The 21,922-nt window shown below is 69.2% G+C and carries 19 protein-coding genes; 12 read left to right on the plus strand and 7 right to left on the minus strand.

From position 1 onward, the window contains the following. Positions 1 to 67 precede the first annotated feature (67 nt). Entirely contained in the window at positions 68 to 1,126 is a 1,059-nt protein-coding gene (locus AXA68_RS09245) for a sensor histidine kinase (RefSeq protein WP_066415696.1), read from the plus strand. Positions 1,127 to 1,220: 94 nt separating this feature from the next. Here AXA68_RS09245 and AXA68_RS09250 read toward each other — a convergent pair whose 3' ends face one another. Continuing rightward, positions 1,221 to 2,423, minus strand: coding sequence for a methionine adenosyltransferase (locus AXA68_RS09250; RefSeq protein WP_066415702.1), 1,203 nt, complete (start codon positions 2,421 to 2,423; stop codon positions 1,221 to 1,223). A 102-nt stretch (positions 2,424 to 2,525) separates the two neighbouring features. Beyond that, positions 2,526 to 3,647: a pyridoxal phosphate-dependent aminotransferase gene (locus tag AXA68_RS09255; protein WP_066415705.1), complete on the minus strand. Its 1,122-nt coding sequence runs from the start codon at positions 3,645 to 3,647 to the stop codon at positions 2,526 to 2,528. A gap of 158 nt (positions 3,648 to 3,805) precedes the next feature. Here AXA68_RS09255 and AXA68_RS09260 point away from each other — a divergent pair, with 158 nt between their 5' ends. After that, positions 3,806 to 5,251 (plus strand): amidohydrolase family protein, encoded by a 1,446-nt coding sequence (locus AXA68_RS09260; RefSeq protein ID WP_066415708.1) that lies wholly within the window; start codon positions 3,806 to 3,808, stop codon positions 5,249 to 5,251. 38 nt (positions 5,252 to 5,289) lie between these two features. Here the strand turns inward: AXA68_RS09260 and AXA68_RS09265 are convergent, their stop codons facing one another. From AXA68_RS09265 to AXA68_RS09275, 3 genes are all read right to left on the minus strand, one after another. Next, positions 5,290 to 6,159 (minus strand): transcriptional regulator TbsP domain-containing protein, encoded by an 870-nt coding sequence (locus AXA68_RS09265; RefSeq protein WP_106388649.1) that lies wholly within the window; start codon positions 6,157 to 6,159, stop codon positions 5,290 to 5,292. A 102-nt stretch (positions 6,160 to 6,261) separates the two neighbouring features. Continuing rightward, a complete protein-coding gene (locus tag AXA68_RS09270) occupies positions 6,262 to 7,044 on the minus strand; it encodes a methyltransferase domain-containing protein (RefSeq protein WP_066415711.1) in 783 nt (260 codons plus the stop codon). Further along, complete coding sequence (locus AXA68_RS09275; RefSeq protein ID WP_066415719.1) at positions 7,041 to 7,433, minus strand: nascent polypeptide-associated complex protein; 393 nt, start codon at positions 7,431 to 7,433, stop codon at positions 7,041 to 7,043. Before AXA68_RS09275 ends, AXA68_RS09270 begins: the two co-directional genes overlap by 4 nt. A gap of 126 nt (positions 7,434 to 7,559) precedes the next feature. Between AXA68_RS09275 and AXA68_RS09280 the strand changes: the two genes are divergently transcribed. Then, a complete protein-coding gene (locus AXA68_RS09280) occupies positions 7,560 to 8,333 on the plus strand; it encodes a creatininase family protein (RefSeq protein WP_066415721.1) in 774 nt (257 codons plus the stop codon). A 594-nt stretch (positions 8,334 to 8,927) separates the two neighbouring features. Here the strand turns inward: AXA68_RS09280 and AXA68_RS09285 are convergent. Beyond that, positions 8,928 to 9,467, minus strand: coding sequence for a DUF7344 domain-containing protein (locus tag AXA68_RS09285; protein ID WP_232745094.1), 540 nt, complete (start codon positions 9,465 to 9,467; stop codon positions 8,928 to 8,930). A 386-nt stretch (positions 9,468 to 9,853) separates the two neighbouring features. Between AXA68_RS09285 and AXA68_RS09290 the strand changes: the two genes are divergently transcribed. The 9 genes from AXA68_RS09290 to AXA68_RS09330 all read left to right on the plus strand — a co-directional run bounded on the left by AXA68_RS09290 (position 9,854) and on the right by AXA68_RS09330 (position 21,164). Further along, on the plus strand, positions 9,854 to 11,191 hold the full coding sequence (locus tag AXA68_RS09290; protein ID WP_066415722.1) for a choice-of-anchor W domain-containing protein: 1,338 nt from the start codon (positions 9,854 to 9,856) through the stop codon (positions 11,189 to 11,191). 142 nt (positions 11,192 to 11,333) lie between these two features. Next, the gene (locus AXA68_RS09295) at positions 11,334 to 12,797 is read left to right on the plus strand and encodes a vWA domain-containing protein (protein ID WP_232745095.1); all 1,464 of its coding nucleotides are present in this window, start codon (positions 11,334 to 11,336) and stop codon (positions 12,795 to 12,797) included. A gap of 142 nt (positions 12,798 to 12,939) precedes the next feature. After that, complete coding sequence (locus AXA68_RS09300; protein ID WP_066415724.1) at positions 12,940 to 14,259, plus strand: SipW-dependent-type signal peptide-containing protein; 1,320 nt, start codon at positions 12,940 to 12,942, stop codon at positions 14,257 to 14,259. A 130-nt stretch (positions 14,260 to 14,389) separates the two neighbouring features. Then, positions 14,390 to 16,096, plus strand: a complete 1,707-nt coding sequence (locus AXA68_RS09305; protein WP_066415725.1) for a vWA domain-containing protein — start codon at positions 14,390 to 14,392, stop codon at positions 16,094 to 16,096. A 360-nt stretch (positions 16,097 to 16,456) separates the two neighbouring features. Further along, complete coding sequence (locus AXA68_RS09310; protein WP_066415727.1) at positions 16,457 to 17,290, plus strand: hypothetical protein; 834 nt, start codon at positions 16,457 to 16,459, stop codon at positions 17,288 to 17,290. Beyond that, on the plus strand, positions 17,287 to 18,780 hold the full coding sequence (locus AXA68_RS09315; protein WP_066415729.1) for a DUF7467 domain-containing protein: 1,494 nt from the start codon (positions 17,287 to 17,289) through the stop codon (positions 18,778 to 18,780). The genes AXA68_RS09310 and AXA68_RS09315 overlap by 4 nt, the downstream gene beginning before the upstream one ends. Further along, on the plus strand, positions 18,780 to 19,973 hold the full coding sequence (locus AXA68_RS09320; protein ID WP_080505219.1) for a signal peptidase I: 1,194 nt from the start codon (positions 18,780 to 18,782) through the stop codon (positions 19,971 to 19,973). Before AXA68_RS09315 ends, AXA68_RS09320 begins: the two co-directional genes overlap by 1 nt. After that, on the plus strand, positions 19,970 to 20,989 hold the full coding sequence (locus AXA68_RS09325) for a hypothetical protein (protein WP_066415733.1): 1,020 nt from the start codon (positions 19,970 to 19,972) through the stop codon (positions 20,987 to 20,989). The genes AXA68_RS09320 and AXA68_RS09325 overlap by 4 nt, the downstream gene beginning before the upstream one ends. Beyond that, a complete protein-coding gene (locus AXA68_RS09330; RefSeq protein WP_066415734.1) occupies positions 20,973 to 21,164 on the plus strand; it encodes a hypothetical protein in 192 nt (63 codons plus the stop codon). The genes AXA68_RS09325 and AXA68_RS09330 overlap by 17 nt, the downstream gene beginning before the upstream one ends. 21 nt (positions 21,165 to 21,185) lie before the next feature. Here AXA68_RS09330 and AXA68_RS09335 read toward each other — a convergent pair whose 3' ends face one another. Further along, complete coding sequence (locus AXA68_RS09335) at positions 21,186 to 21,890, minus strand: 6-hydroxymethylpterin diphosphokinase MptE-like protein (protein WP_066415736.1); 705 nt, start codon at positions 21,888 to 21,890, stop codon at positions 21,186 to 21,188. Positions 21,891 to 21,922: the final 32 nt, after the last annotated feature.

The following is a 21,922-nucleotide window of genomic DNA, read 5'->3' on the forward strand; positions in this document are numbered from 1 at the left end:
AAGGCTCTCGGAAATCGATTGCGGTCGGCAGGGCAAACGATTTAGGTCTCTCCGCGGACGCTAACCCGTGGTCTCCCTCTCCAACCGGGTCCGGCCGCGACACGCCGTCTACGCGCTGGGGACGTTTTGTTTCGGACTCGGGATAGTTCACCTGCTCACCGAAGGGGAGGAGTTCGGGACGGTCCTCGAGACCTTCGTGATCGGGTCGATCTCCGCGTTCGTTCTGCTCACCGCCTACCGGTTTCCGGACCGGTCGATCTCCGAATCCGGGCGGTGGCGGGCGGTTCGATTGGGCGTCGGCGTGACCGCGGCGTTCACGCTGTTGGCGTTCGCGGTCTGGACCATCTGGGCCATCGAGGGGGACCCGACCGAGTTCTCGTTTCTGCTCTCCTTCGCGGCCGCCCTCGGCGCGATGGTGGGGATCCGGGGCGGCCTGTACGCCGTCGAGTCCGACGAGCGGCTCGAGGAGGCCGAGGACCTGAGCAAGCTGTTGACGATCAACCAGCGCGTCCTGCGGCACAACCTCCGCAACGAGCTCTCGGTCGCGCTCGGACACTTGGACAACATCGAGACCGCGGAAGGCGCGGCGGACACGAGCGAGGACGCCCGGATCATCCGGGAACACCTCGAGCGACTCCTCGAGACGACCGACCGAACGCGGGAGATCGTGACGATATGGAACGCCGACCGGACCGTCGAACACCGCCTCGCGCCGATGGTCGAAGAGCGGATCGCACGGCTGCGGGACGCGTACCCGGACGTCGAGATATCCACGTCCTTCGAGGCCGACCTCCGCGTCCGGTCGCACCCCTCCCTTCCGACGGCGGTAGACGAGGCGCTGAAGAACGCGATCGAGCACACGCCCGCCGACGCGTCGGTCACCGTCACCGTCCGGACGAACTCGAACGGGGAGGCGGTCCTGGAGATCGCCGACACGGGCGCGGGCATCCCGAGATACGACCTCGACGCGATCGAGAGTTCGGTCGAGACGCCGCTCGTCCACACCCAGGGGCTCGGCCTCTGGATACTCTACTGGACGCTGAAGACGTCGGACGGGACGCTCGAACTGGTCGAAAACCGGCCCACCGGAACGGTCGTCCGGATGACGTTCCCGAGGGTCCGGTAGCGCGGACGAGTCGCGAGGACCCGGAAGGGCGCAGGCGAGTCGCGAGAGTCCAGTAGCGCGCAGGCGAGTCGCGAGTGCGTGGGGTGTCGCGACCTCAGAACGTGGAGACGTCGCCGTCGATGACTCGGCGGGTGACGCCGGTCACGTCCGCCAGCTCGTCGTCGACGATGGCGACGACCTCATCCTCGATCGCCGACAGCTCGACGCCCTCCTCCGTGACGATCTGCGCGTCGGCGACGTGCGGCTCGTCGATCGGCCGGCCGATCTGCGAGAGCAGCCGGACCTGGAGGTCGCGGATCCCGTCGACCTCGTCGGTGACCGTCTCCGCGACGTGCGTCGACAGCAGGTTGTAGATCTTCCCGATGTGGTTGACCGGGTTCTTCCCGGAGGTGGCCTCCATCGACATCGGGCGGTTGGGCGTGATGAGGCCGTTCGCGCGGTTCCCGCGACCGACGGAGCCGTCGTCGCCCTGCTCCGCCGACGTGCCCGTGACGGTGAGATAGATGGAGCCCTCCTCGTAGTCGTCGGCGGTGTTGACGTCGACGTGGACCTCCCGGTCCGTGTGGTCCTCGGCGAGGTCGGCCACGAACTCGCGGACGCCGTTCACGGCGTCGTCGTACTCCTCGAGGTCCGCGACGTGGGCGTCGACCATCGCGGCCGCGACCGTGATGTCGATGCGGTCGCCCTCGCGTTTGCCCATCACCTTCACGTCGGGGCCGAGCTCGGGGTGGTCGGCGTAGTAGGTCGTGTTGAGCTCGCGTTCGGTCTCGCGGACGATCGTCTCCGTCTCGGTCAGCGGCGCGTGGCCGACGCCGAAGGAGGTGTCGTTGGCCATCGGGACCTCCTGGGTCTCCTCGCCGAAGACGTCCTGGAGGTCGCCGGAGCCCTCGCCGAGCCTGACGTCGACGATCACGTCCGTCCCGTACTCGAGCTCCGGGAGGGCCTCCTCGAGGTACTCGCGGGCGGCCGCGAGCGCGGTGGAGTCGACCGGGAGCTGCCGGCCCTCGTACTCCTTCGTTGCGCGGCCGACGATGAGGACGTAGATCGGCTCGATCACCTCGCCGCCGCCGAACGCCGGGGCGGCGCGACCCGCGACGAGCTGGGTCTCGTCGGTGTTGTAGTGGAGGACCTTGCCGACGCGGTCGAGGTAGAGCTGCGAGAGCGCGCGAGAGACCGACTCCGCGAGACCGTCACAGATCGAGTCGGGGTGTCCGATACCCTTTCGCTCGACGATCTCGACCTCCTGGTCCTCGACCGCCCGTCGGTCGAGGCGGCTGACTTGGATGTTCCGGCTCATGCTGGTACCGTCGTCTCCCGGCGGCAGTATAACTTGCGGAAACCACTCCAGATCGAATAATGCTCGGTGGTAATCGATGCCGCACCGGGTTTCGGCGATCCGTTATCGGACCGCCTCGTAGGCGTCCGCCATGACCGAGATCGCCTCGCGGAGGTCCTCCTCGTCGGTCGCATAGGAGATGCGCGCGTGGCCCCGTCCGCCCTCCCCGAACGCCTCGCCGGGGACGACGATCACGTCGCGCTCGAGGCACTCCTCGACGAACCCCTCGGGCACCTCCGGCATCGCGTAGAACGCCCCCTGCGGGGTCGGACACTCGATGCCGGCGTCGGCGAACCCGTCGAGGAGGACGTCCCGGCGGCGCTCGAAGGAGTCGGTCATCTCCGCGACCACGTCGCGGTCGCCGCGCAGCGCCGCCTCCGCGGCGTACTGGGCGGGGGCCGACGCGCACGCCTGCGCGTACTGGTGGACGCGGAGCATGCGGTCCACCCGTTCCTCGGAGCCGTACACCCACCCGAGCCGCCAGCCGGTCATCGAGAACAGCTTCGAGGCGGAGTTCACGACGACGACGCTGTCGGTCTCTGCGAACTCCATCGGCGAGTAGTGTTCGCCGTCGAAGACGGTGTACTCGTACACCTCGTCGGAGAGACAGAGCACGTCGTGTTCGTCGGCGATCCGCGCGAACTCCCGGACGTCCGCCTCGGAGGAGACCGCTCCCGTCGGGTTGCCGGGCGAGTTGACGACGAACGCCGCGGTGTCGTCCGTGATCGCGGCCTCGATCGCGGCGGGGTCGATCGTGAGGTCGTCGCGGAGCGGGACCGGAACCGGGTCGCCGCCCGCCAGCTTCGTCAACGCGTCGTAGGAGACGAATCCGGGGTCGGGGACGATCACCTCGTCGCCGGCGCTCACGTGCGCCTCGAGGGCGACGTGGAGCGCCTCGCTGCCGCCCGCGGTGGCGATCACGTTCGCCGGGTCGAGGTCGACGCCCTGGTCGGCGCGGTGTTTCTCGGCTATCGCCTCCCGGAGCGGGGCGATCCCCTTGTTCCCGGTGTAGGCGTCGGCCTTTCCCGCCTCGATGGCGTCGACCGCCGCCTGCCGGGCGTGCGTCGGCGTCGGGAAGTCCGGCTGGCCGATCCCGAGGTTGATCGCGTCCTCGCCGGCCGCCTCGAACACCTCGCGGATCCCGCTCACCGCGATCCGCTCGACCCTGTCGGAGAATGTCGGCATGGCGTACCGAGGTATCCGCCCGGAGTTAGTTCTTGTCACGTCGCCCGCGGCGGTCGGTCGAGCCCCCCTCGGAGCCGCCTCCATCCGCCGCCGACCGTCCGTCACCGTCCGTCACCGACCACCGACAGTTCCTTGCCGTCCGGTCGTGATCACGCCCCATGGACACGCTCGTCACCGACACGCTGCTCGTCACCATGGACCCGGACGTCCCCGGCGCGACGGGCGATCTCGGGATCGTCGACGACGGCGCGGTCGGCTGGGCCGACGGCGAACTGACCTACGTCGGCCCCGCCGACGACGTCGACACCGAGGACGCGGACCGAACGGTCGACGGCGGCGGCTGTCTCACGCTTCCGGGGCTCGTGAACGCCCACGTCCACGGCCACCACACCGTGTTGCGGGGGGCCGCCCAGGACGTGCCGGAGATCGAGTGGATGACCCGGTCGCTGGGGCCGATATCCGCGCACGCGACGCCCGAGGACGCGATCGTCGGCGCGGAGCTCACCGCGATCGAGGCGCTCGCCTCCGGCACGACGACGGTCGGCGAGTACGCCAACGGCGTCGACGAGCTCGTGCGCGAGGTGTACCGCCCGCTGGGGCTTCGGGTCGTCGCCACCGAAACGATAAACGAGGTCCCCGAGGATCGCTCCGACGTCGGCCCGGACGAGCCCTACCCCTTCGACCGCGACGGCGGCGAGGCCGGCCTCGAGCGCGCCGACGACCTCGTCGCCGAGTTCGACGACGACCCGCTCGTCGAGCCGGCGTACGGCCCGCAGGCGCTGGACATGATCTCGCTCGACCTCCTCGAGACGATCACCGAGCGGGCCCGCGAGGAGGGCCGCACCGTCCACATGCACGTCGCGCAGGGCGACCGGGAGCGCAGACAGATCGCCGCCCGGTACGGCGAGGGCGAGACCACCGTCGGCGTCCTCGACCGCGAGGGGCTGCTCGGCGACCACCTGCTCGCGGCGCACCTCCACGGCGCGACCCCGGCGGAACGCGCCCGGCTCGCCGACGCCGACGTCCGGATGGTGGGGTGTCCCTCCTCCATCACCGCCATCGACGGGATCGTCCCGCCGGTCGCCGAGTACCTCGACCACGGCGGGACCGTCGGGATCGGCACCGATCAGGCGCCCGGCCCCGGCGGACACGACGCGCTCCGCGAGGCGCGCACGACGGCGATGCTCGCGAAGGCCGACCGGACCGACCCCACCGCGCTCGACGCGAGCGGCGTCCTCGAGCTCATGACGGTCGGCGGCGCTCGCGCGCTCGGCATCGCCGACCGCGTCGGGTCGCTCTCGCCCGGGAAGCGCGCGGACGTGGTCGTCTGCGACCTGGAGCGCCCCGGGGTCGCGCCGACCGTCACGGAGCCGTTCCACACCGCGATCCCGAACCTCGTGTACGGCGGCGGCAGCGACGCCGTGCGGGACGTGTTCGTCGACGGCGTCCAGCTCGTCTCCGCGGGCGGGATCGTCGGCGTCGACGTCGACGCGGTCGTCGCGGACGCGACCGAGCGCGCCGAGCGGGTCTTCGCCGACGCCGAGGCGGACTGGCGCGCCGCGGGGTCGGCGCTCGTCGACGCCGTCGACGAGGGGCGGCTCTGAGGGCGGATCGGTCCTTCCGCCGCCGCTCCCGTCGCCGGCTACCGACGCCTGTCCCACACCGGCCGGTCGTCGGCTCGCACTCGACCGACCCCGCCGCCGGCGTCCGCCGCCTCGAAGAGTTCGCGGAGCGCCGACGGGAACCGCTCGGCGTCGACGCGGTAGAGCGTCTCGTCGACGGCGCGGAGCCGGTAGTTCGGCCTGCCGATCCCCATCGGAACCTTGATCGACTCGACCAGCCCGCGCTCCTCGAGCGCGCGGCGGGCTGCCGAAAACGTCTGTTTCGGAGCGATCCCCACGTCGTCGGCCCACTCGCGCACGTCCGCGAAGAGGTGGTCGTGGCGGGCCGCCAACGCGACGAGCAGCGTCCGGTCGTCGAGCGCGTCGGCGCGGTCGAGGGCCGTCGGCTCCGTTCCCAGCGTCGAGAGGACGGTCGCCAAGTCGTCGGCGAACCGGTCGTCGAGCGCCTCGCGGGCCGCCGCCACCAACCGGGTCCGCGACGGCATCCCGATCGACGCCGGGTCGGCCGTCTCGAACCGCGTCTCGACGGCTTCCGCGGCGGCGGTCACCCGGTCCGGATCCGCGTCCGTCAGGAGCGTCCGGTCGTCGACCGGTCCCACGACCGCGTCGACGCGACCGGCGCTCGCGAACAGCGGCCGGTCCGGCCGCGTGCCGGTCCCGGTACGCAGTGCGACCGTTCCCCTCTCACAGGCCTCGGCCGCGGCGCTCCCGAGCGCGAGCGCGCGACCGAGGTCGTCGACCACCTCCGGCGGACACGCCGCCCGCCAGCGGCCGCCGCCGTCGCCGTGACGCGCCGAGAGAACCGCGGCGAGGAGATCGGCGTCGACGCCGACGGCGACCACGTCGTCGCGCCCGGCGAGCGCGGCCTCGACGTCGTCGGCGATGGACATACCGGTTCTGGCGGTCGCGGTGGAATGAAGCTTCCCCCGATATCGGGGTCGACGCGGCCGAACCGCGGGTCGCGGGTGCTCGATCGGTTCGCGTGCCCGTGCTCAGGGCGCTCTGGCGATCACGAGATAGCCGGTGTGGCCGACGCCGCGGGTGGAGGGTCTGGAGCCGCGGTCGGAGAAGTCCATCTCGCGCTGGATCGTCTCCAGCGTCTCGATCCCCGCGAGCCCGGCCTCGCGCGCGGCCGTCACGGCCTCGCGGGTCCCCTCGACGAACGGCGAGTAGACGGCGAGGAACCCGCTGGAGACGAGCAGGTCGGGAGCGCGGGAGACGATCGCCGGCGCGTCGCCGGTGTCGAGCGTGAGCACGTCGAAGGGTGCCGAGGGGTCGGCCGCCTCGTCGCCGCCCCCGTCCTCGTCGCCTCCGCCGACGAGCGCGTCGACCTCATCGGCGAGGTCGCCGGTCCGGACCTCGACGCGCTCCTCGACGCCCGCGACGCGCATGTTCTCGCGCGCCACGTCTGCGAACTCCGGATCGACCTCGTAGGTGGTCACGTCCGCGCCGACCCGGCCGAGGTGCGCCGCGAGGATGCCGGTCCCCGTGCCGGCGTCGAGGACGCGGTCGCCCGCGGCGACGCCGGTCAGCCCCATCACGAGCCCCACGTCCCGGGGCATCATCGGAGCGCCGGTGCGCTCGAGGTGGTCGAACAGGTCGGGGCCGCGAAGCTCGCGGACCTCGAAGGGGGTGCCGAGGTGGCTCTCGACCGTGTCGCCGGCGGCGACGTCCTCGGGGACCTCGAGCACGCCGAGGTCGGTGCCGAACTCCTCGCCGGGCTCGAGGAGGTACTCGCGGTCCTCGTGGACCAGGAGGTACGCGGCGTCGGTCACTCGAGTTCGGCGATCGCGGCCGCGAGGTCGCCGTCGTGGGCCTCGAGCGTCTCGCGGGCGAGCGACTCGGGGACGCCCGCGCGCTCCGCGACGAGCGCCACGTCGTCGTCGGGGATCCCGCCGGCTTCCGTCTCCTCGTCGGCGTCGGCGGCCTCGACTGCGCTCGCGCCGCCCGCGCCCGCGTCGGCGACCTCGTCGGGGTCGCCCACGATCTGGTAGGTCTTCTGGCCCTGCGCGTCCATGCGCGTGACCTGCGGGTCCTCGAAGACGAGGTCGCCGTCGGCCGTCTCGACGACGACCCGCTCGGCGTCGAGCTCCTCGACGTCGATCCCCATCTGTTTCATCATCTGTTTCATCTTTCGCGGATTCATGCCGCCTCCTCCGAACATGTCCCGGAATTCGCCCGGGCGGCACAAAAAGGGTGACGAAGGGTCGCGGGACCGTCGCCGCCCTCGCTCCCCCCGTTCGCCTGCCTCCTCACGGAGTTTGATACACCTCCGGGTTCTGGGAGTCGTATGTACCTCGCGGACCACACCTGGCCGGAACTGGGCGATCGACTCGAGGACGCCTCCACCGCGATCGTGCCGCTCGGATCGACAGAACAGCACGGGCCGCACCTCCCGCTCGCGACCGACCACCTCATCGCCGAAGGACTCGCGACCGCGGCCGCCGAGGAGACCGGAATCCCCCGCACGCCCACCGTCGACATCGGCGTCAGCCCGCACCACCGCCAGTTCCCCGGGACGCTCTGGGTGGATCCGCCGGAGTTCCGCGACTACGTCGAGAGCCTCACGCGCAACCTCGCGTACCACGGGATCGACCGCGTCGTCTACGTCAACGCCCACGGCGGCAACGTCGACCACCTCCGCGAGGTCGGCCGCCGGCTCCACCAGGACGGGACGATGTACGCCATCGAGTGGATGTGGGACGAGTCGATCCCGGAGCTCGTCGACGACCTGTTCGAACAGAACGGTCCCCACGCCGGCCCCAAGGAGACCGCGATGATCACCCACCTCGCGCCCGACCTCGTCCATCCCGAGGAGTTCGAGGCCGCCCGCGACGGCGGTCTCACGGACATCGAGGACTCGGAGACGATGGTCCACGGCGCGCGAACCTTCTACGACGCGGTCGACAACTCCGCGAACGGCGCGTTCGGCGACCCGACCGACGTCACGCCCGAGAAGGCCGAGCGGCTGTTCGAGGCCGCCGCCGACCAGTTGGTCCAACTCCTGGAGTGGCTCGACGCCCGCGAACTCGAGACGCTGATGCCCGAGCCGCGAGTGAAGTGAGCGCTCGAGGACGCGTTTGGTCAGTACAGCCACCTTTTTCATCGTCGGGTGCCCTCGCTCACTGCGTTCGCTTCGGGAACCGCTCCTCGAAAAACCTGGAGGGAAAAAGCCGACTCCGCCGTCTTCGACGGCTCCGTCGGTGAACCGCTCGCTTCGCTCGCGGATGCTCACTCCAGCCGAAGGAGTGAGCGACCGATTGCGGTGGCGCGCCTCCGAGCGAGCCATCGGCTCGCGAGGAGCCCGCGAGGGACGCGGCGAGTGGTGAAACCACGAGCCGCGAGGCTGGGGAGGTGTGAGGTGCGGTTGCGGGACGGTTGGGCGGGACTCAAAGGGGCAGTCGCGAGGGCGAAGACGCGCGACGCAAGCACCGCAGGGAGCGAGTGAAACGAGCGACCGAGGAGCACAGCGAGCGCATCGAGTCCTCGCGACTGGGGCTTTGGAGATCGTCACCGCGCCAGCAACGATCGCGTTTCTATCAGAGTAAGATTACATGTAACACCCGCACCACTAGCACTCGAAATATAACGGCGGTTTCAGCCGACTACACGCCCAAAAATCGTGGCGTAACGAACAAAGAGAAGTAAAACCCGGATATCACCGCGAAAGCGGCATCGAGAGCCGATAGGCCGCCCACAGCTGGGCGACGGTCACGACCGCGAACGCCGCGAGCGCGCCGCTCGTCCAGAGTAAGGGATCGACCGCGCCGACGACCGGCGCGCCGAGCTGGGCGGCGAGCACGACACACAGCGTCACGATACCGAGCAGCTGGTACAGCTCCGTCCAGGTGAACCCGTAGCCGGTCACGACGGTCATGTACCGTTCCACGTCGCGTGCGCCCCGGCACGCGCGGACCTCCTTGCGCGTGCGGTCGTACTCGACGACGCCGAGCTCGTGGAGCCGCGGCAGGTGCGTCTGGTGGAGGGAGGCGTACACGCTCTCGCGCACGCAGCGCGGCGCGGGCGACTCGCCCGTCTCGTCGGCGGCGATCGCCTCCGAGAGCTCCCTCACCGAGACGGCCCCGCCCCGCGTCCGAAGCTCCCGCAGCGCGTTCTTTCGGCGGCTGTTCGAGAGCACGTCGTGAATGACGTTCTCCGGGAGCGAGTCGGATCGGATCTGGAGTGGAATGGAGAACACCTCGTCTGAGAACGTGAAGGACGGATGAGGGTATATGTATGCGCCCCGTACTTCCGTGTCACTTGTTAGCAATCGAAACCGGATCTCGGGGCGAAACCACGGTAGGCGATCCCACGAGATCCGGTAGGGAGTCACAGACGGGGCGGTAGGGGGCCACGTGCGGGGCGGTAGGCACCACCACGCGGACGGTATGGCCCGCCATCCGCCCCTTCCGGGCGTTCTTCGAAACCGTCCGAAACCGCCGAATTCGGTCGAACGAGCGGTTAGTTCGGTCGATGGCGCGGTTCGTCGCGCCGATGGCGGCGTTAGGATCCGACGTGTCGAGTCGTAACTATCCCCCCTGCCGCTAAGGGAGGGGTACTGGCCGAGACGCCAGGGATGATCAAATGGACGATAACAAAAACAACTTCGGACTCTCGCGGCGGCAGATGCTCGGCGGCCTCGGCATGATCGGCGTGGCCTCCGCGGGCGCGGGTCTCGGAACGACGGCATACTTCAGCGACGAGGAGGGCTTCACCGGCAACCAGCTCGAGGCCGGGACCCTCGATCTCTTGGTGGACTACGAGGCCTCCTACGACAGCGACGGCGCGGTCGAGAACATGGCCGACGTGGCGATGGGCACGCAGGACGGCGAGCCCGCGGGCATGTTCTATGATCTCGACGACGTGAAGCCGGGCGACTCCGGCCACGTGGAGTTCTGCTTCCGGATCGTGGACAACCCTTCCTACATGTGGGCGTGTGCCGACCTCTCGCAGACCGAGAACGGCATGAACGAACCCGAGATGATCGTCGACGACACGCCCGACCTGGGCGAGCTCGGCGACGCCATCGACGCACGGCTCGTCTACTGCGAGCGCGACGACGGCGAACTCATCGAGGGCGAAGAGATCGTCTCCGGCTCGCTGGTTGACGTCATCGCGGCCATCACCGGCGGCGTACCCCTCGACGGCGAGGGCATGCCCGGCATGGCGCCCGGCGACCAGGCGGAGTACGCCGACGTCGTCGAGCCCGAGGAGGGCGAGGCGTACATCACCGGCCCGTGCGTGTGCCTGTTCTGGAACGTGCCGATCGAGGTGGGCAACGAGATCCAGTCCGACACGCTGACGATGGACTTCGAGTTCCACGCGATCCAGTCGCGCCACAACGACGGGATGTACAACCCGTGCGTTCCCACCGTCACGACCCGGACCGGCGAGGGCTTCGCCAAGCAACAGGAGTTCGCCACCCAGCAGGAGACCTCCTTCGCCCGCGGCCGCTACGGTGACAACAACGGCACCGCCGGTGCCTGGGAGGTCGCGGTCGGCCCCGACGTCGGGAGCGCCGACACCGCGAACTACGCGTGGACGCCCGGAAACACGGTTCCGTTCAGCTACACCTACGATGGGAGCGGCAACGCCTCGTTCACGCTCAACGGCGCGACCGTCTCCAGCGCGATCCCCGCCCCCAGCGGGAAGCTGGCGATCACGACGAAGGCCGACGAGGCCACCGTCTCCGTCGCGAACCTCACGCTCGACCTGGACGGCACCACCGTGGCCCTCAGCGGCCCCGACGCCGTCTCCGCGACCAACGACGGCTCCGGCCGCGAGGTCACCTACCTCGTGTTCGACACCGATGCCGCGGACGTCGCGAACGCGTTCACCGTCAGCGGCGACGTGACCGTCGACGTACAGGGCGACTACTCCGGCTCCGACGAGGGGGTCGCGTTCGACGTCAGCGTCGAATAATCCCCGGATCGGCCGCGCGGCGTTCGTCCGGAGATCCGGGCGTTCGGCCGCGATCACGACAGCCGACGTCGGCTGTCCACCCACTTGGCGTACGACGGTTCGACTCCGTCGGTGGGAGTTTCCCTACCGGGAATGATACACAATGGACGACAAAAAGATCGGACTCTCGCGGCGCAAGATGCTCGTCGGCCTCGGGGCGATGGGCGTCGCCTCCGCGGGCGCGGGACTCGGAACGACGGCGTACTTCAGCGACGAGGAGGGCTTCACCGGCAACCAGCTCGAGGCCGGGACCCTCGACCTCAAGCTCGACTACAAATCGACGTACCTCGGCGGCCCTGGCCGTCTGGCTGACGTTCAGTCGATGGGCTACCCGGATGCCCAGGATCTCGGCGACGGGCGGTACCTGCTCGACCAGGCTCCCAGCCCCGGTGACATGCAAGAATGGGAGAATTACGTGCAGGACGACGAGATGTTCGACTTCTGTTCGCCCGAGGCGGACCAGTACCTCGTCAACGGTGACGGGATCCCGGTCTTCACCCTCGACGACGTGAAGCCCGGCGACTCCGGCGAGGTCACGATCAGCATCCACATCTGTGACAACCCCGCGTACCTCTACTTCTCGGGCGAACTCACCGAGAACGCGGAGAACGGACAGACCGAGCCCGAGATGGAGGACGAGGGCGAGGACACCGACGGGATCGGCGAGCTCGCCGACGCCATCGAGGTCTGCGTCTGGTACGACGAGGACTGTGACAACGTGTACGAGCCCACCGGCACGGGCCAGCAGAACGAACTGGAGGTCGCCCTCGTCAGCGACGTCTCCGGATCGATGAGCGGCGCCCCGCTCTCGGCGCTGAAGACGGCCGCGACGAGTTTCGTGGACAACCTCTCCTCGCCGGACGAGGCCGCCGCGATCTCGTTCAGCGGCGGCGCGTCGACGGATCAGGAACTGACGACGAACTACCAGAGCGTCCAGAACGCGATCAACAACTACACCGCGGGCGGCAGCACCTCGATCGCGGCCGGCATCAACGAGGGCGCGGACGAGCTCCTCAACGGCACCAACGCCACGCCCGGCGCGTCCAAGGTGATGATCCTGCTGAGTGACGGGAACTCCAGCGCGAGCGCCGCGACCAACGCGGCGAACGCCGCGAAGAACGCGGGCATCCGCGTCTTCACGATCGCGCTCGGCAGCGCGAACACCTCGCTGCTCGAGAGCCTCGCCTCCAGCCCGGACGACGCCTTCGTCGCGCCGGACCCGGCCGACCTCGACACCGTCTACGCCGAGATCGCGCAGATCGTCCTCGCGGGCGAACAGAAGATCATCTCCGGCACGATGACCGAGGTCTTCGAGGCGCTCTCCGAGGGCGTCGCCCTCGACGGCAACCGCCAGGAGGCGGGTAGGCAGCCGTACCCCGGCGCGACGACCCAGTGTATCGGCTTCGAGTGGACGCTCCCCGCGGAGGTCGGAAACGAGATCCAGAGCGACTCTGTCTCCTTCGACATCGGCCTCTACGCGGAGCAGTTCCGCCACAACGACAACCCGGACGTCTCGTTCAACGGGACGAACGTGACCAGCAACAGCACCGGAAACGTGTCCAATTAAACATTTGACACGACACATCGAGCGGGACGTCCGCTCTCTCCGAACGACACGCTCGTTCGGTTCCCGATCCGGCACCCTTCGGGGCGGCCGACGCGGCGGTTCGCGACCGCCGACGGGAGTTCCCCACTGGGGACGATATACAATGAACGACGATACCATCGGACTGTCGCGGCGCAAGATGCTGTTCGGACTCGGCGCGGTCGGCGTGGCCTCCGCGGGCGCGGGTCTCGGAACGACGGCGTACTTCAGCGACGAGGAGGGCTTCACCGGCAACCAGCTCGAGGCCGGGACTCTCGACCTCTTCGTCCACGTGGACTACTCGGAGGACCAGGGGAGCTACGCGCAGTACTCCACGCCGTCCGGAACCTTCATCCACGGCAACGTCGTCGGCGGCGGCGACGGCGAACCCCTCAGCATTCAGGTCTCCGACCTGAAGCCCGGCGACTCCGGCGAGGGGGAGTTCTGCTTCTCGATCGTCGACAACCCCGCCTACATGTGGATGTGCGGCGAGTTGACGGCGAACGACGAGAACGGCCAGACCGAGCCCGAGACGGACGCCGACACGACCGGCGGCGACCCCGGCGAGGGCATGGGCGAGCTCGCCGACGCGATGCAGGTGACCGTCTCGTACTGTACCGCCGACGGGGAGGTCGGAAACGAGATCGTCTCCGGCTCGCTGGCTGACGTGATGCTGGCGCTTCAGGCCGGCGTCCCGCTCTCCGGCGACGGCGACGCGAGCGTGCCCCTCGACGGACGCGACCCGTTCGAGGGCGTCACCGAGGCGTTCCTCGACGACGAACCGAACGTCGCGGAGCAGTGCGTCTGCGTCGAGTGGGAGGTCCCGACGGACGTCGGCAACGAGATCCAGAGCGACTCCGTCACCTTCGACTTCGAGTTCTACGCGGAACAGTCGCGGCACAACGACGGCACGAACAACCCGTGCGTCGACGAGGTCGTCGTCACGGCGTACGACAACGACTGGAAGGGCCAGACGCTGGCGAACCCCACCGACGGGAACGTCTACACCAGCGTCGCCTACGGCCAGAACCAGGTCGTCCTCGGTTTCACCTTCGTCGACGACGGCGACGGCATGGACTTCCTCGACACCGCGGACTACTCCAGCACGAACCTCCCGGTCGCGGTCGACGCGGACGACGACGGCACGCACGACTGGCAGCTCATCTGGCAGCCGAACGCGGGCCTCCCGGACGCCCCCTTCGGCTACGTGGAGAACACCGGCGGCAGCTACGGCGCGGCTCAGTCGCTTCCGGCCGGCTTCTCCGCGCAGAAGGTCGGGAACACGATCCTGTTCGGCGTCCCGCGCAGCGAGATCGCCTCGACGTTCCGCCTGCTCGCCTACGGCAGCACCGGCGGCGAGGGACCGATCGCGAAGGTCAACGCCGACCCCGCGGTCGGACCGGACTTCTACGACAGCAGCGACGCGGTCGTGTTCAGCGAGTGACGCCGGCCGGGTGACCCGCCTCGGGTCCACTCGTCCGACGCGCTGACCGCCACCCACGTCGGGCCCGCGAGGGCGGCCGACGACGACGGTTCGACTCCGTCGGTGGGACTCCCTTCGGGGATTCACAATCATGACAGACAACGATTCAATCGACACGATCGGACTCTCGCGGCGCAAGATGCTGGCGGGCCTCGGTGCGGTGGGCATCGCCTCCGCGGGTGCGGGACTGGGTACCACGGCGTACTTCAGCGACGAGGAGGGGTTCGAGGGCAACACGCTCACCGCCGGGAACCTCGACCTGCTCGTCGACTGGCAACAGACCTACGACTTCGGCGAGGGCCACCAGTTCGTCAGCGCCCACCCCGACCACGACGGCGACGGCGAACAGTCCGTCGAGATCGACGGGGAAGTCCTCAGATACAGCGACTTCCCGGACGAGGAGGACGAGGACAGCAACGGCGCGAACATCCCGGACCTCGACTGTGCGGCCATCCCGCCGCTCTCGGAGGCGGACTTCGGTACCGACCCCGTCACCGGCGAGGAGATGGACACGCTGGTGCAGCTCACCGACGTGAAGCCCGGCGACTCCGGCGAGATCACCTTCTCGCTCCACCTGTGTGACAACCCCGGCTACATCTGGATGCAGGCGTCCAACGTCGCCGACGAGGGCGGGGTCGGAACCGAACCCGAACTACTGGTGGATCCCGACAACCTCGGCGACCTCGGCGACGCCATCCAGGCGACGCTCTGGTACGACGAGGACTGCGACAACGTGTACGACGGCGCGGAGCCTGTCGACATCATGCTGACGCTGGACTTCTCCGGCTCCATGCTGTACGACCAGTACGGCGGCGTGGTCAGTAGCGACCCGATCCAGATCAACGGGACGACCTACGGGGAGACGACGAAGATCGATCTCGTCGAACTCGGAACCCGACAGTTCGTCGACTACCTCCAGTCGCAGGGGTCGGACGTTCAGGTCGGCGTGGCCTACTTCGACGGCGAAGGAAGCAACGACACCGAGCCGCGGACCGGCGTCCTCCAGCCGCTGACCACCGACCTTTCGGTCGTCGACGGCGCGCTCTCGGGGCTCCGGCAGAAGCTCGCGAACCTCGTGACCGGTGGCCCCGGCTCGACGCCGTTCGACGGTGACGGGAACCCGAACCCGTTCTCGAACGCGAGCGGCATCGCGACGGGTACCTACATCGGCGAAGGCGTCGACGACGCTCAGGACGAACTCGCCGCGAACGGTCGCCCGAACGCCGAGAAGCGTAACATCGTTCTCTCGGACGGCGAGTCGTTCAACGGCACGGGAAGCACGCAGTTCTCCTCGCCGACCGCGGCCGCGGACGACGCGCGGGCGGCCTCACCGGCCCCCGCCACGGACGTCTACACGATCAACGTCGACGGCAGCGCCAGCACGCTCCAGGCGATGGCCGGGCCGGCCGGCGGATCGGGCGGCGACTCGGCGTACTTCAACGACGTCGACGACCCGCTGAACATCCCCACGGTGTTCGGCAACCTCGCGGCCCAGACCGGCCAGGAGAAGATCATCATGGAGGACTCGCTCGGGAACGTCTTGGACGCGCTCGCCGACGGGAACGGCATCCCGCTCGACGGCAACCGCGCGACGCCGTACGACGAGCTCGCCGACCCGGCCGACGATTCGAACCGAGACGCGTTCCGCGGCGACGGCGTGATGCACTGTGTCGCGCTTTCGTGGGAGCTGCCGTTCGAGGTCGGAAACGAGGTCCAAGGCGACACGCTCGGCTTCGATCTCGGGTTCTACACCGAACAGGAGCGACACAACGACGGCTCCGGGCCGACGCCGGCCTGAGCCGCTGAAACCCCGGCGTTCCGAACGTCGGAACGTGGGGTCGGGAGCCACACGGTACGCCACCGCGCATCAACGGGCGGATTCTCCGCTCGGTGACGGCGGTTCGAGCGCCCACGGACGAGGGCGTCGGCGTACGTCGAACGTCGACGGGGCGGCGGCGTACGCCGACGAGCACGACCACGGTTCGGCGTCGAACCGGGTCGCCGAGTGGCCGGTTAGGCACACCCTGCCGGTCGTTCAATGACTCAATCAACGCGGTTCGGTGTCCGAACCGTTTGGGTAGGAGGCGCATACATACGTACCGAGAACGCGTGGAGACTATCGACGAACCGGCCGTCCGGAGCCGACCACGGGACACGAATGACGAAACGAGACACACACCTGACTCGGCGGCAAGCACTCGCGGGCATCGGAGCCGTGGGCTTCGCGGCCGCCGGGATGGCCGTCGGAACCCGGTCGACGGGCAGTTGGAACCAGTACACGAGCTATACCTACGCGCAGTCGAACGTTCCGACCAGCCTGCTGGTCGGCTGGCGGAGCAGATACAACGACCAGCTCGTCCGGGAGAGCCCGACCGACGAGGTCGCGGACGTCGACGAGATCGGCGCGCCGGTCCGTCTCATCGACCAGGACAACGTCCTCCCGATGGACACGGGCTCGACGAGCGTCGGTCTGCGGATCGACGATCAGGGCCAGAACGTCCCGGACGGCGTCCGGGTGTGGATGAAGATCGATCCGGAGATCGGCACCGATCCGGCGAGCCAGGCGCTCGCGGAGCGGATCGAGGTCTCCGTTCGCTACGACACCGGGTTCCTCGGCGTCGGCGGCTGTGCCGGCGCGGAGAACCTCGAGAGCTTCCCGAGTTTCCCGACCTTCGGTAACGGGATCTTCTCGGGGACCCTCGCGGAGCTCGACGGCCACGATCTGACCGAGGGGATCGAGGTCGATCCCAGCATCCTCGACAACGGCTGCCTACAACCTGACGAGAGCCGCTGTCTCGCGTTTAACTGGAGGTTCCCGATCGGCGAGGGCGGCAACGCCGGGAAGGGCGGATCCGTCGACTTCGACGTGTCGTTTTACGCCGTCGACTGCGGATGGACCGGCAACCCGTTCGCGGATGCGGTGCCGGACCGCGAGGACTCGGAGGGATCGGCTGACTCGACGGACTCGACGGACTCGGAGGTGGCGGAATGACCGCCGACGGGAGCGGACGAGGGGGCTCCGGCCTCGCCGACCTCAGCCGTCGCCGGCTCCTCGCGGGGCTCGGCGGATTAGGCGCGATCGGTGCCGCGAGCGGCGCGGGAACGTTCGCGTACTTCTCCGACGAGGAGACGCTGCCGCGCAACGAGATCGGTGCCGGCGAGGTTGAACTCGACGTGTCGTGTTCGGATTCGAACGGAGGCAACTGTACCGTCTCGAACGGTACCGTGAGCTACACGCCCGAGAATCCGATCGACCGCGGCGACTCCGGGTACGTGACGTTCGACGTCTCGGTCCGGACGAACCCGGCGAGGCTCTGGTTCGCGACGACCTGCCCGCCGACGCGGGACCCGCTCGGCAACGCGCTGGAGGTTTCGCTCTACATAGAAGGCGACGAGGAGTTCTCCGGGTCGCTCTCGGAACTCCGCCGCGAGTTCGCCGGCGGACTTCGGATCGACGACCTCGACGGCGGTGCGTGTCTCGATCCGGAGGGAGACGCGCTCGAGATCGAACTCGCCTGGGAGCTTCCCGAGGACGCTCCGGCCGCCGCGGCCGGGCAGACGACCGCGTTCGAGTTCCAGCTCTACACCGAGCAGTGCCGGCACGTCTCCGAGGACGACGCCGCGGGATCGAACCCCTACGCGGTGTTCGGACCGTGTGACGAACCCGAACCGAAGTGTGTGGACTGCGACGACGGCGGAAAGGCGGACGGGATCGACGGAAACGTCGACATCAGCGACTCGAACGATATCTCGACGTGGTTGACCATCGACGAGGGTCCGCTCGCCGGCGACGCGTACCTCTTCGTCACCGACGTCGAGTACAAGGACGGCAACGAGGCCGTCGGCGTCGGCTTCGAACTCGTGGACGAGAACGGCGACCCGGCCGGACGGCTCTGTGAGGTCCGGATCAAGGGCGGAAACGACACGAAGCCGTACCCGATCGAGCCGCCGAGCAACGACACGGGCGAGATACTGTACTCGCCCGAGAACAACGGCGGGAACCCCGCCGGAATCAGCAACATCCAGATCGACGTCTGTGTGGACGACGACGGCGGAGACGACCACGACGATCCGGGCGACTGCGAGTGCGGCGGAAACGTCCGCTACCGCGACCTGACGTTCCGATACGACGGCGGATCCGACGCCACGATCCGGGCCACCACGCAGCGGACGGGCGGCGGAAACGAGGTCGTGTTCGAGGACGCGACGATCGCGTCCGGTGGAACGTTCACCGCCGACGGCAGCGACGTCCCCCAAACGTGGGGGAACGTCGGAACGAGCCTCGGACAGAACACGACGATCTCGATCGTCGACGGCGGCGACGACGGTGCCTCGGAGAGCGTGGAGATCCACACCAGCTGCTCGGAGGTGCTCGCGATCGGAGACACGTTCGGCTCCGACGGATCCGGAGGAACGCTCTACGAACTCGTCGGCGGAACGTTCACCGACGAGAATCCGCTCTGCGACTCGGAGGACCTATAATGAACTCACCTATCACACTCAAACGATTTGCCAACCTGCTCGGGATCGCCCTGTTGATCGCGGTCGTCGCGCCCTTCGTGGTGTACGCGGTGCCGGCGGTCGTCGGGGCGGAGTACAGCTTCGTCGTCCTGACGGCGAGCATGACGCCCGCGATCGCCCCCGGCGACGTGGTGATCGTCGACGAACGCGATCCGGCGGCGATCGGCGAGGGCGACGTGATCACGTTCGTCCGCGGCGACAGCGAGGTGCCGGTGACCCACCGCGTGATCGGGGTGACGGAATCGGGCGGCGAGGTCGCCTTCGAGACGAAGGGCGACGCCAATGAGGACCCGGACTCCGCGCTGGTGCCCGGATCGAACGTCCTCGGCGCGGTAGCGTTCTCGATCCCGTACATCGGGTACGTGGTCCAGTTCACCGACTCCGCGACGGGCTTCACCCTGCTCGTCGTCCTGCCGTTCGCCCTGCTCGCGCTCTCGGAGGTCTGGAGCCTCTACCGCTCCCGAACCGGGAGCGGCGAGGGCTCGACGGCGGCCGACCCGGACGCGGTCGACGCCGACGCGAACGCGGAAGCGATGGACTCGGAAGCGATTGACACGGAGAAGACGGCCGCGACTGCCGCGGCCGCGACCGGATCCACCGAAACCGAGTCCGACGCGGCTGACGAGCCGGGATTCGTCGTGACGAACCGGACGGTGGAGGGAGCCGTGGGCGTCCTCCTGGCGTTCGTCCCGTACGCGGCGTACACGGCGTACACGCTCCAGACCGCCCTGACCATCGCGGTCGCGGTCGGAACCGGCATGACGCTCCTGATGGCGGCCGTCCTCCTCGTCACGGCCGGAGACGGCGAGGGATCGTCCGACGAAGCGTCCCGCTCGACGGACGGTGACGGAGACGACGGTGACGGCGACCGCGGCGACGACGGAGGTCTCGACGCCGACCGCGACGCGCCCGCCGAGGGCGACGACGCCGGAACGGACGCCGGCGACGAGGACCTCGACGGCCACGAGGACGACCGCGTCGAAGGACCGAGTGGAATCGACGACGGGAATCCCATGGGGATCTTCGAGCGGCCCGTGATCGCGTCCGCCACGGATGGCGGATCGGAGGCGGTCGTCGAGGCCGACGAGACTGACGAAATCGTCGAGGCCGACGAGATCCCCGAGTCCGCCAAGGCCGACGAGGTGGGACGATGACCCACCCCGCGTCGGTCGTGATGGTCGCCGTCCTCGTGTTGCTCGCGGGGTTCGGCGGCGGAGCCGGGACGCTCGCGGTGTTCTCCGACGAGGTCACGGTCCAGGGGAACTTCGCGAGCGTCGACGAGTTCGAGCAGCTCGAATCCGCGGAGAACGGATCACAGACGGACGACTCGTCGGGCGAGACCGAGACGCTTGAGAACGACGAGACCGCTCCCGGTGGGGGCAACGGAAACGGTGCCGACAAGGGTGAAAAGAAGGGCGTGGGCCAGGGCGACGGCGTCGGGCTCACCCGAACCTCCGTCGACGGGGACGGTGAGACGCCCGAGATCGACGGCGGATCCGACGGAGACGACGGTAAGAGCGTCGACGGCGACGCCGATAGTGACGCCGCCGACGCCGACGGCGACACCGACGACGGAGCCGCCGGCGACGACGAACCGGCGAAGGAGACGGACTCCGAGCCGAAGTCGGACCAACCGACGAAGCCGGAGAACGACACGGAGAGCGGCGAGAACGGCGACGTCGGGAACGGCGAGAAGACGGCCGGAAGCGACGAGGATGCCGCCGGTGACGGCGCCGAAGACGGATCCGATGAGGCCGACGGCGACGACGCCGACGACGCTGGCGACGCCGACGAAAGCGGCGAAAACGACGAGACGGACGGAGAGAACGGTGACGACGAGACGGACGGCACCGACGACGCGCAGAACCCTGACACCGAGGACGGCTCCGACGGGGCCGACGGCGGGGCCGACGAGAACGGTGATGACGGGACGACGGACACCGAAGGCGGTGAGACCGAGGAGATCGAAACCACCAGCGGCGACGGTGACGGGAGTAACGGCGACGAGAGCGGCGCCGGCGAAACGGAGACGTCCGAAGACGGGAACGTCGACGGTGACGACGGCGACGCGGACGAGACCGGCGACGACGCGAATGACGACGGAACCGGCGACGACACCGGCGGCGACGCCGGCACCGACACCGGAGGTGACGATGGGCGATCGGCGTGAGGAACGCTGCGTTCCGGAGGGTCGCCGAACCGCCTTACCCCGGCGGAACGGTCACCGACCCGAACGACTGTCGGCGCTCCGGACGCGACCGTGGATCACGAAGCGCCGCGTGCTCCTGGCGCTCTTCGCCGGGCTCCTGGCGCTCTTCGGCTACGGACTCCTTTTCGAGTTCTGAGGCGGGTTCCTTCCGCTCGATTCACTCCGCGAGCAGCGCGTCGAGTTCGCGACGGACCCGATCGCGCCGGTCGTCGAGGACGGCGAACTGCTCGCCTCGAAGCCGCTCCAGCCAGCCCAGCAGCCGGGCGGCCCACGCGAGCTTCCGTTCCTTCATCGGGCCCACGTCCGGGTCGTCGAAGTTCCAGCCCGGGAAGGTCAGCCGTCCGGCACCGGCGTGGTCCGCGAGGAACGCGGCGCGGTCGCCGTCGGTGAAGCCACCGACGTTGCGGACCGGGCCGACGGGGGCCGCCTGCGTCGTCGTCAGGGTGTGGTCGGCGTCGAAGCGCGGGAGCCACTCGCGGACCGCGGGGACGTTGTCGCCGTGGGCGTGCGCCACGACCGGCACGCCGCGCGCGGTCAGTTCGACCGCGGTCTCGGGGTTCTTGTCGAGGTCGGTGACCAGGCAGTCGACGGCGACGCCCGCCTCGAGGAGGACGTCGGCCGCCGTCGACGCGGCGACGACGACGTCGGCCTCGCGGGCGAGGCGGATCTCCTCGTCCTCGCGGAGACGCGGCGCGCCCCCCGCGACGGCGACGGTCCGGCCCTCCCAGCCGTCGAACCGCGAGAGGTCGAACGGCGTCGACAGCGACGCGGCGACGTCGCGGGCCTCCTCGTCGGCGTGGCGGTCGAACCCGAAGTCGGCCAGGATCGCCTCGTAGACGGGTTCGAACGTCTCGAAGTTCACGGGATCACCTCCGGCGTCGCGTCGGACGGTCG

Origin of the sequence: Halorubrum aethiopicum, assembly GCF_001542905.1 — an archaeon.
In the GTDB taxonomy this organism is placed as follows: Archaea; Halobacteriota; Halobacteria; order Halobacteriales; family Haloferacaceae; genus Halorubrum; species Halorubrum aethiopicum.

Bases quoted from the DNA above. Each gene is read 5' to 3' on its own strand.
- AXA68_RS09290 (WP_066415722.1), top strand. From the start codon at position 9,854: ATGGACGATAACAAAAACAACTTCGGACTCTCGCGGCGGCAGATGCTC.
- AXA68_RS09295 (WP_232745095.1), top strand. From the start codon at position 11,334: ATGGACGACAAAAAGATCGGACTCTCGCGGCGCAAGATGCTCGTCGGC.
- AXA68_RS09300 (WP_066415724.1), top strand. From the start codon at position 12,940: ATGAACGACGATACCATCGGACTGTCGCGGCGCAAGATGCTGTTCGGA.
- AXA68_RS09260 (WP_066415708.1), top strand. From the start codon at position 3,806: ATGGACACGCTCGTCACCGACACGCTGCTCGTCACCATGGACCCGGAC.
- AXA68_RS09250 (WP_066415702.1), bottom strand. From the start codon at position 2,423: ATGAGCCGGAACATCCAAGTCAGCCGCCTCGACCGACGGGCGGTCGAG.
- AXA68_RS09255 (WP_066415705.1), bottom strand. From the start codon at position 3,647: ATGCCGACATTCTCCGACAGGGTCGAGCGGATCGCGGTGAGCGGGATC.
- AXA68_RS09330 (WP_066415734.1), top strand. From the start codon at position 20,973: ATGGGCGATCGGCGTGAGGAACGCTGCGTTCCGGAGGGTCGCCGAACC.
- AXA68_RS09280 (WP_066415721.1), top strand. From the start codon at position 7,560: ATGTACCTCGCGGACCACACCTGGCCGGAACTGGGCGATCGACTCGAG.
- AXA68_RS09265 (WP_106388649.1), bottom strand. From the start codon at position 6,159: ATGTCCATCGCCGACGACGTCGAGGCCGCGCTCGCCGGGCGCGACGAC.
- AXA68_RS09325 (WP_066415733.1), top strand. From the start codon at position 19,970: ATGACCCACCCCGCGTCGGTCGTGATGGTCGCCGTCCTCGTGTTGCTC.
- AXA68_RS09305 (WP_066415725.1), top strand. From the start codon at position 14,390: ATGACAGACAACGATTCAATCGACACGATCGGACTCTCGCGGCGCAAG.
- AXA68_RS09310 (WP_066415727.1), top strand. From the start codon at position 16,457: ATGACGAAACGAGACACACACCTGACTCGGCGGCAAGCACTCGCGGGC.
- AXA68_RS09275 (WP_066415719.1), bottom strand. From the start codon at position 7,433: ATGTTCGGAGGAGGCGGCATGAATCCGCGAAAGATGAAACAGATGATG.
- AXA68_RS09320 (WP_080505219.1), top strand. From the start codon at position 18,780: ATGAACTCACCTATCACACTCAAACGATTTGCCAACCTGCTCGGGATC.
- AXA68_RS09315 (WP_066415729.1), top strand. From the start codon at position 17,287: ATGACCGCCGACGGGAGCGGACGAGGGGGCTCCGGCCTCGCCGACCTC.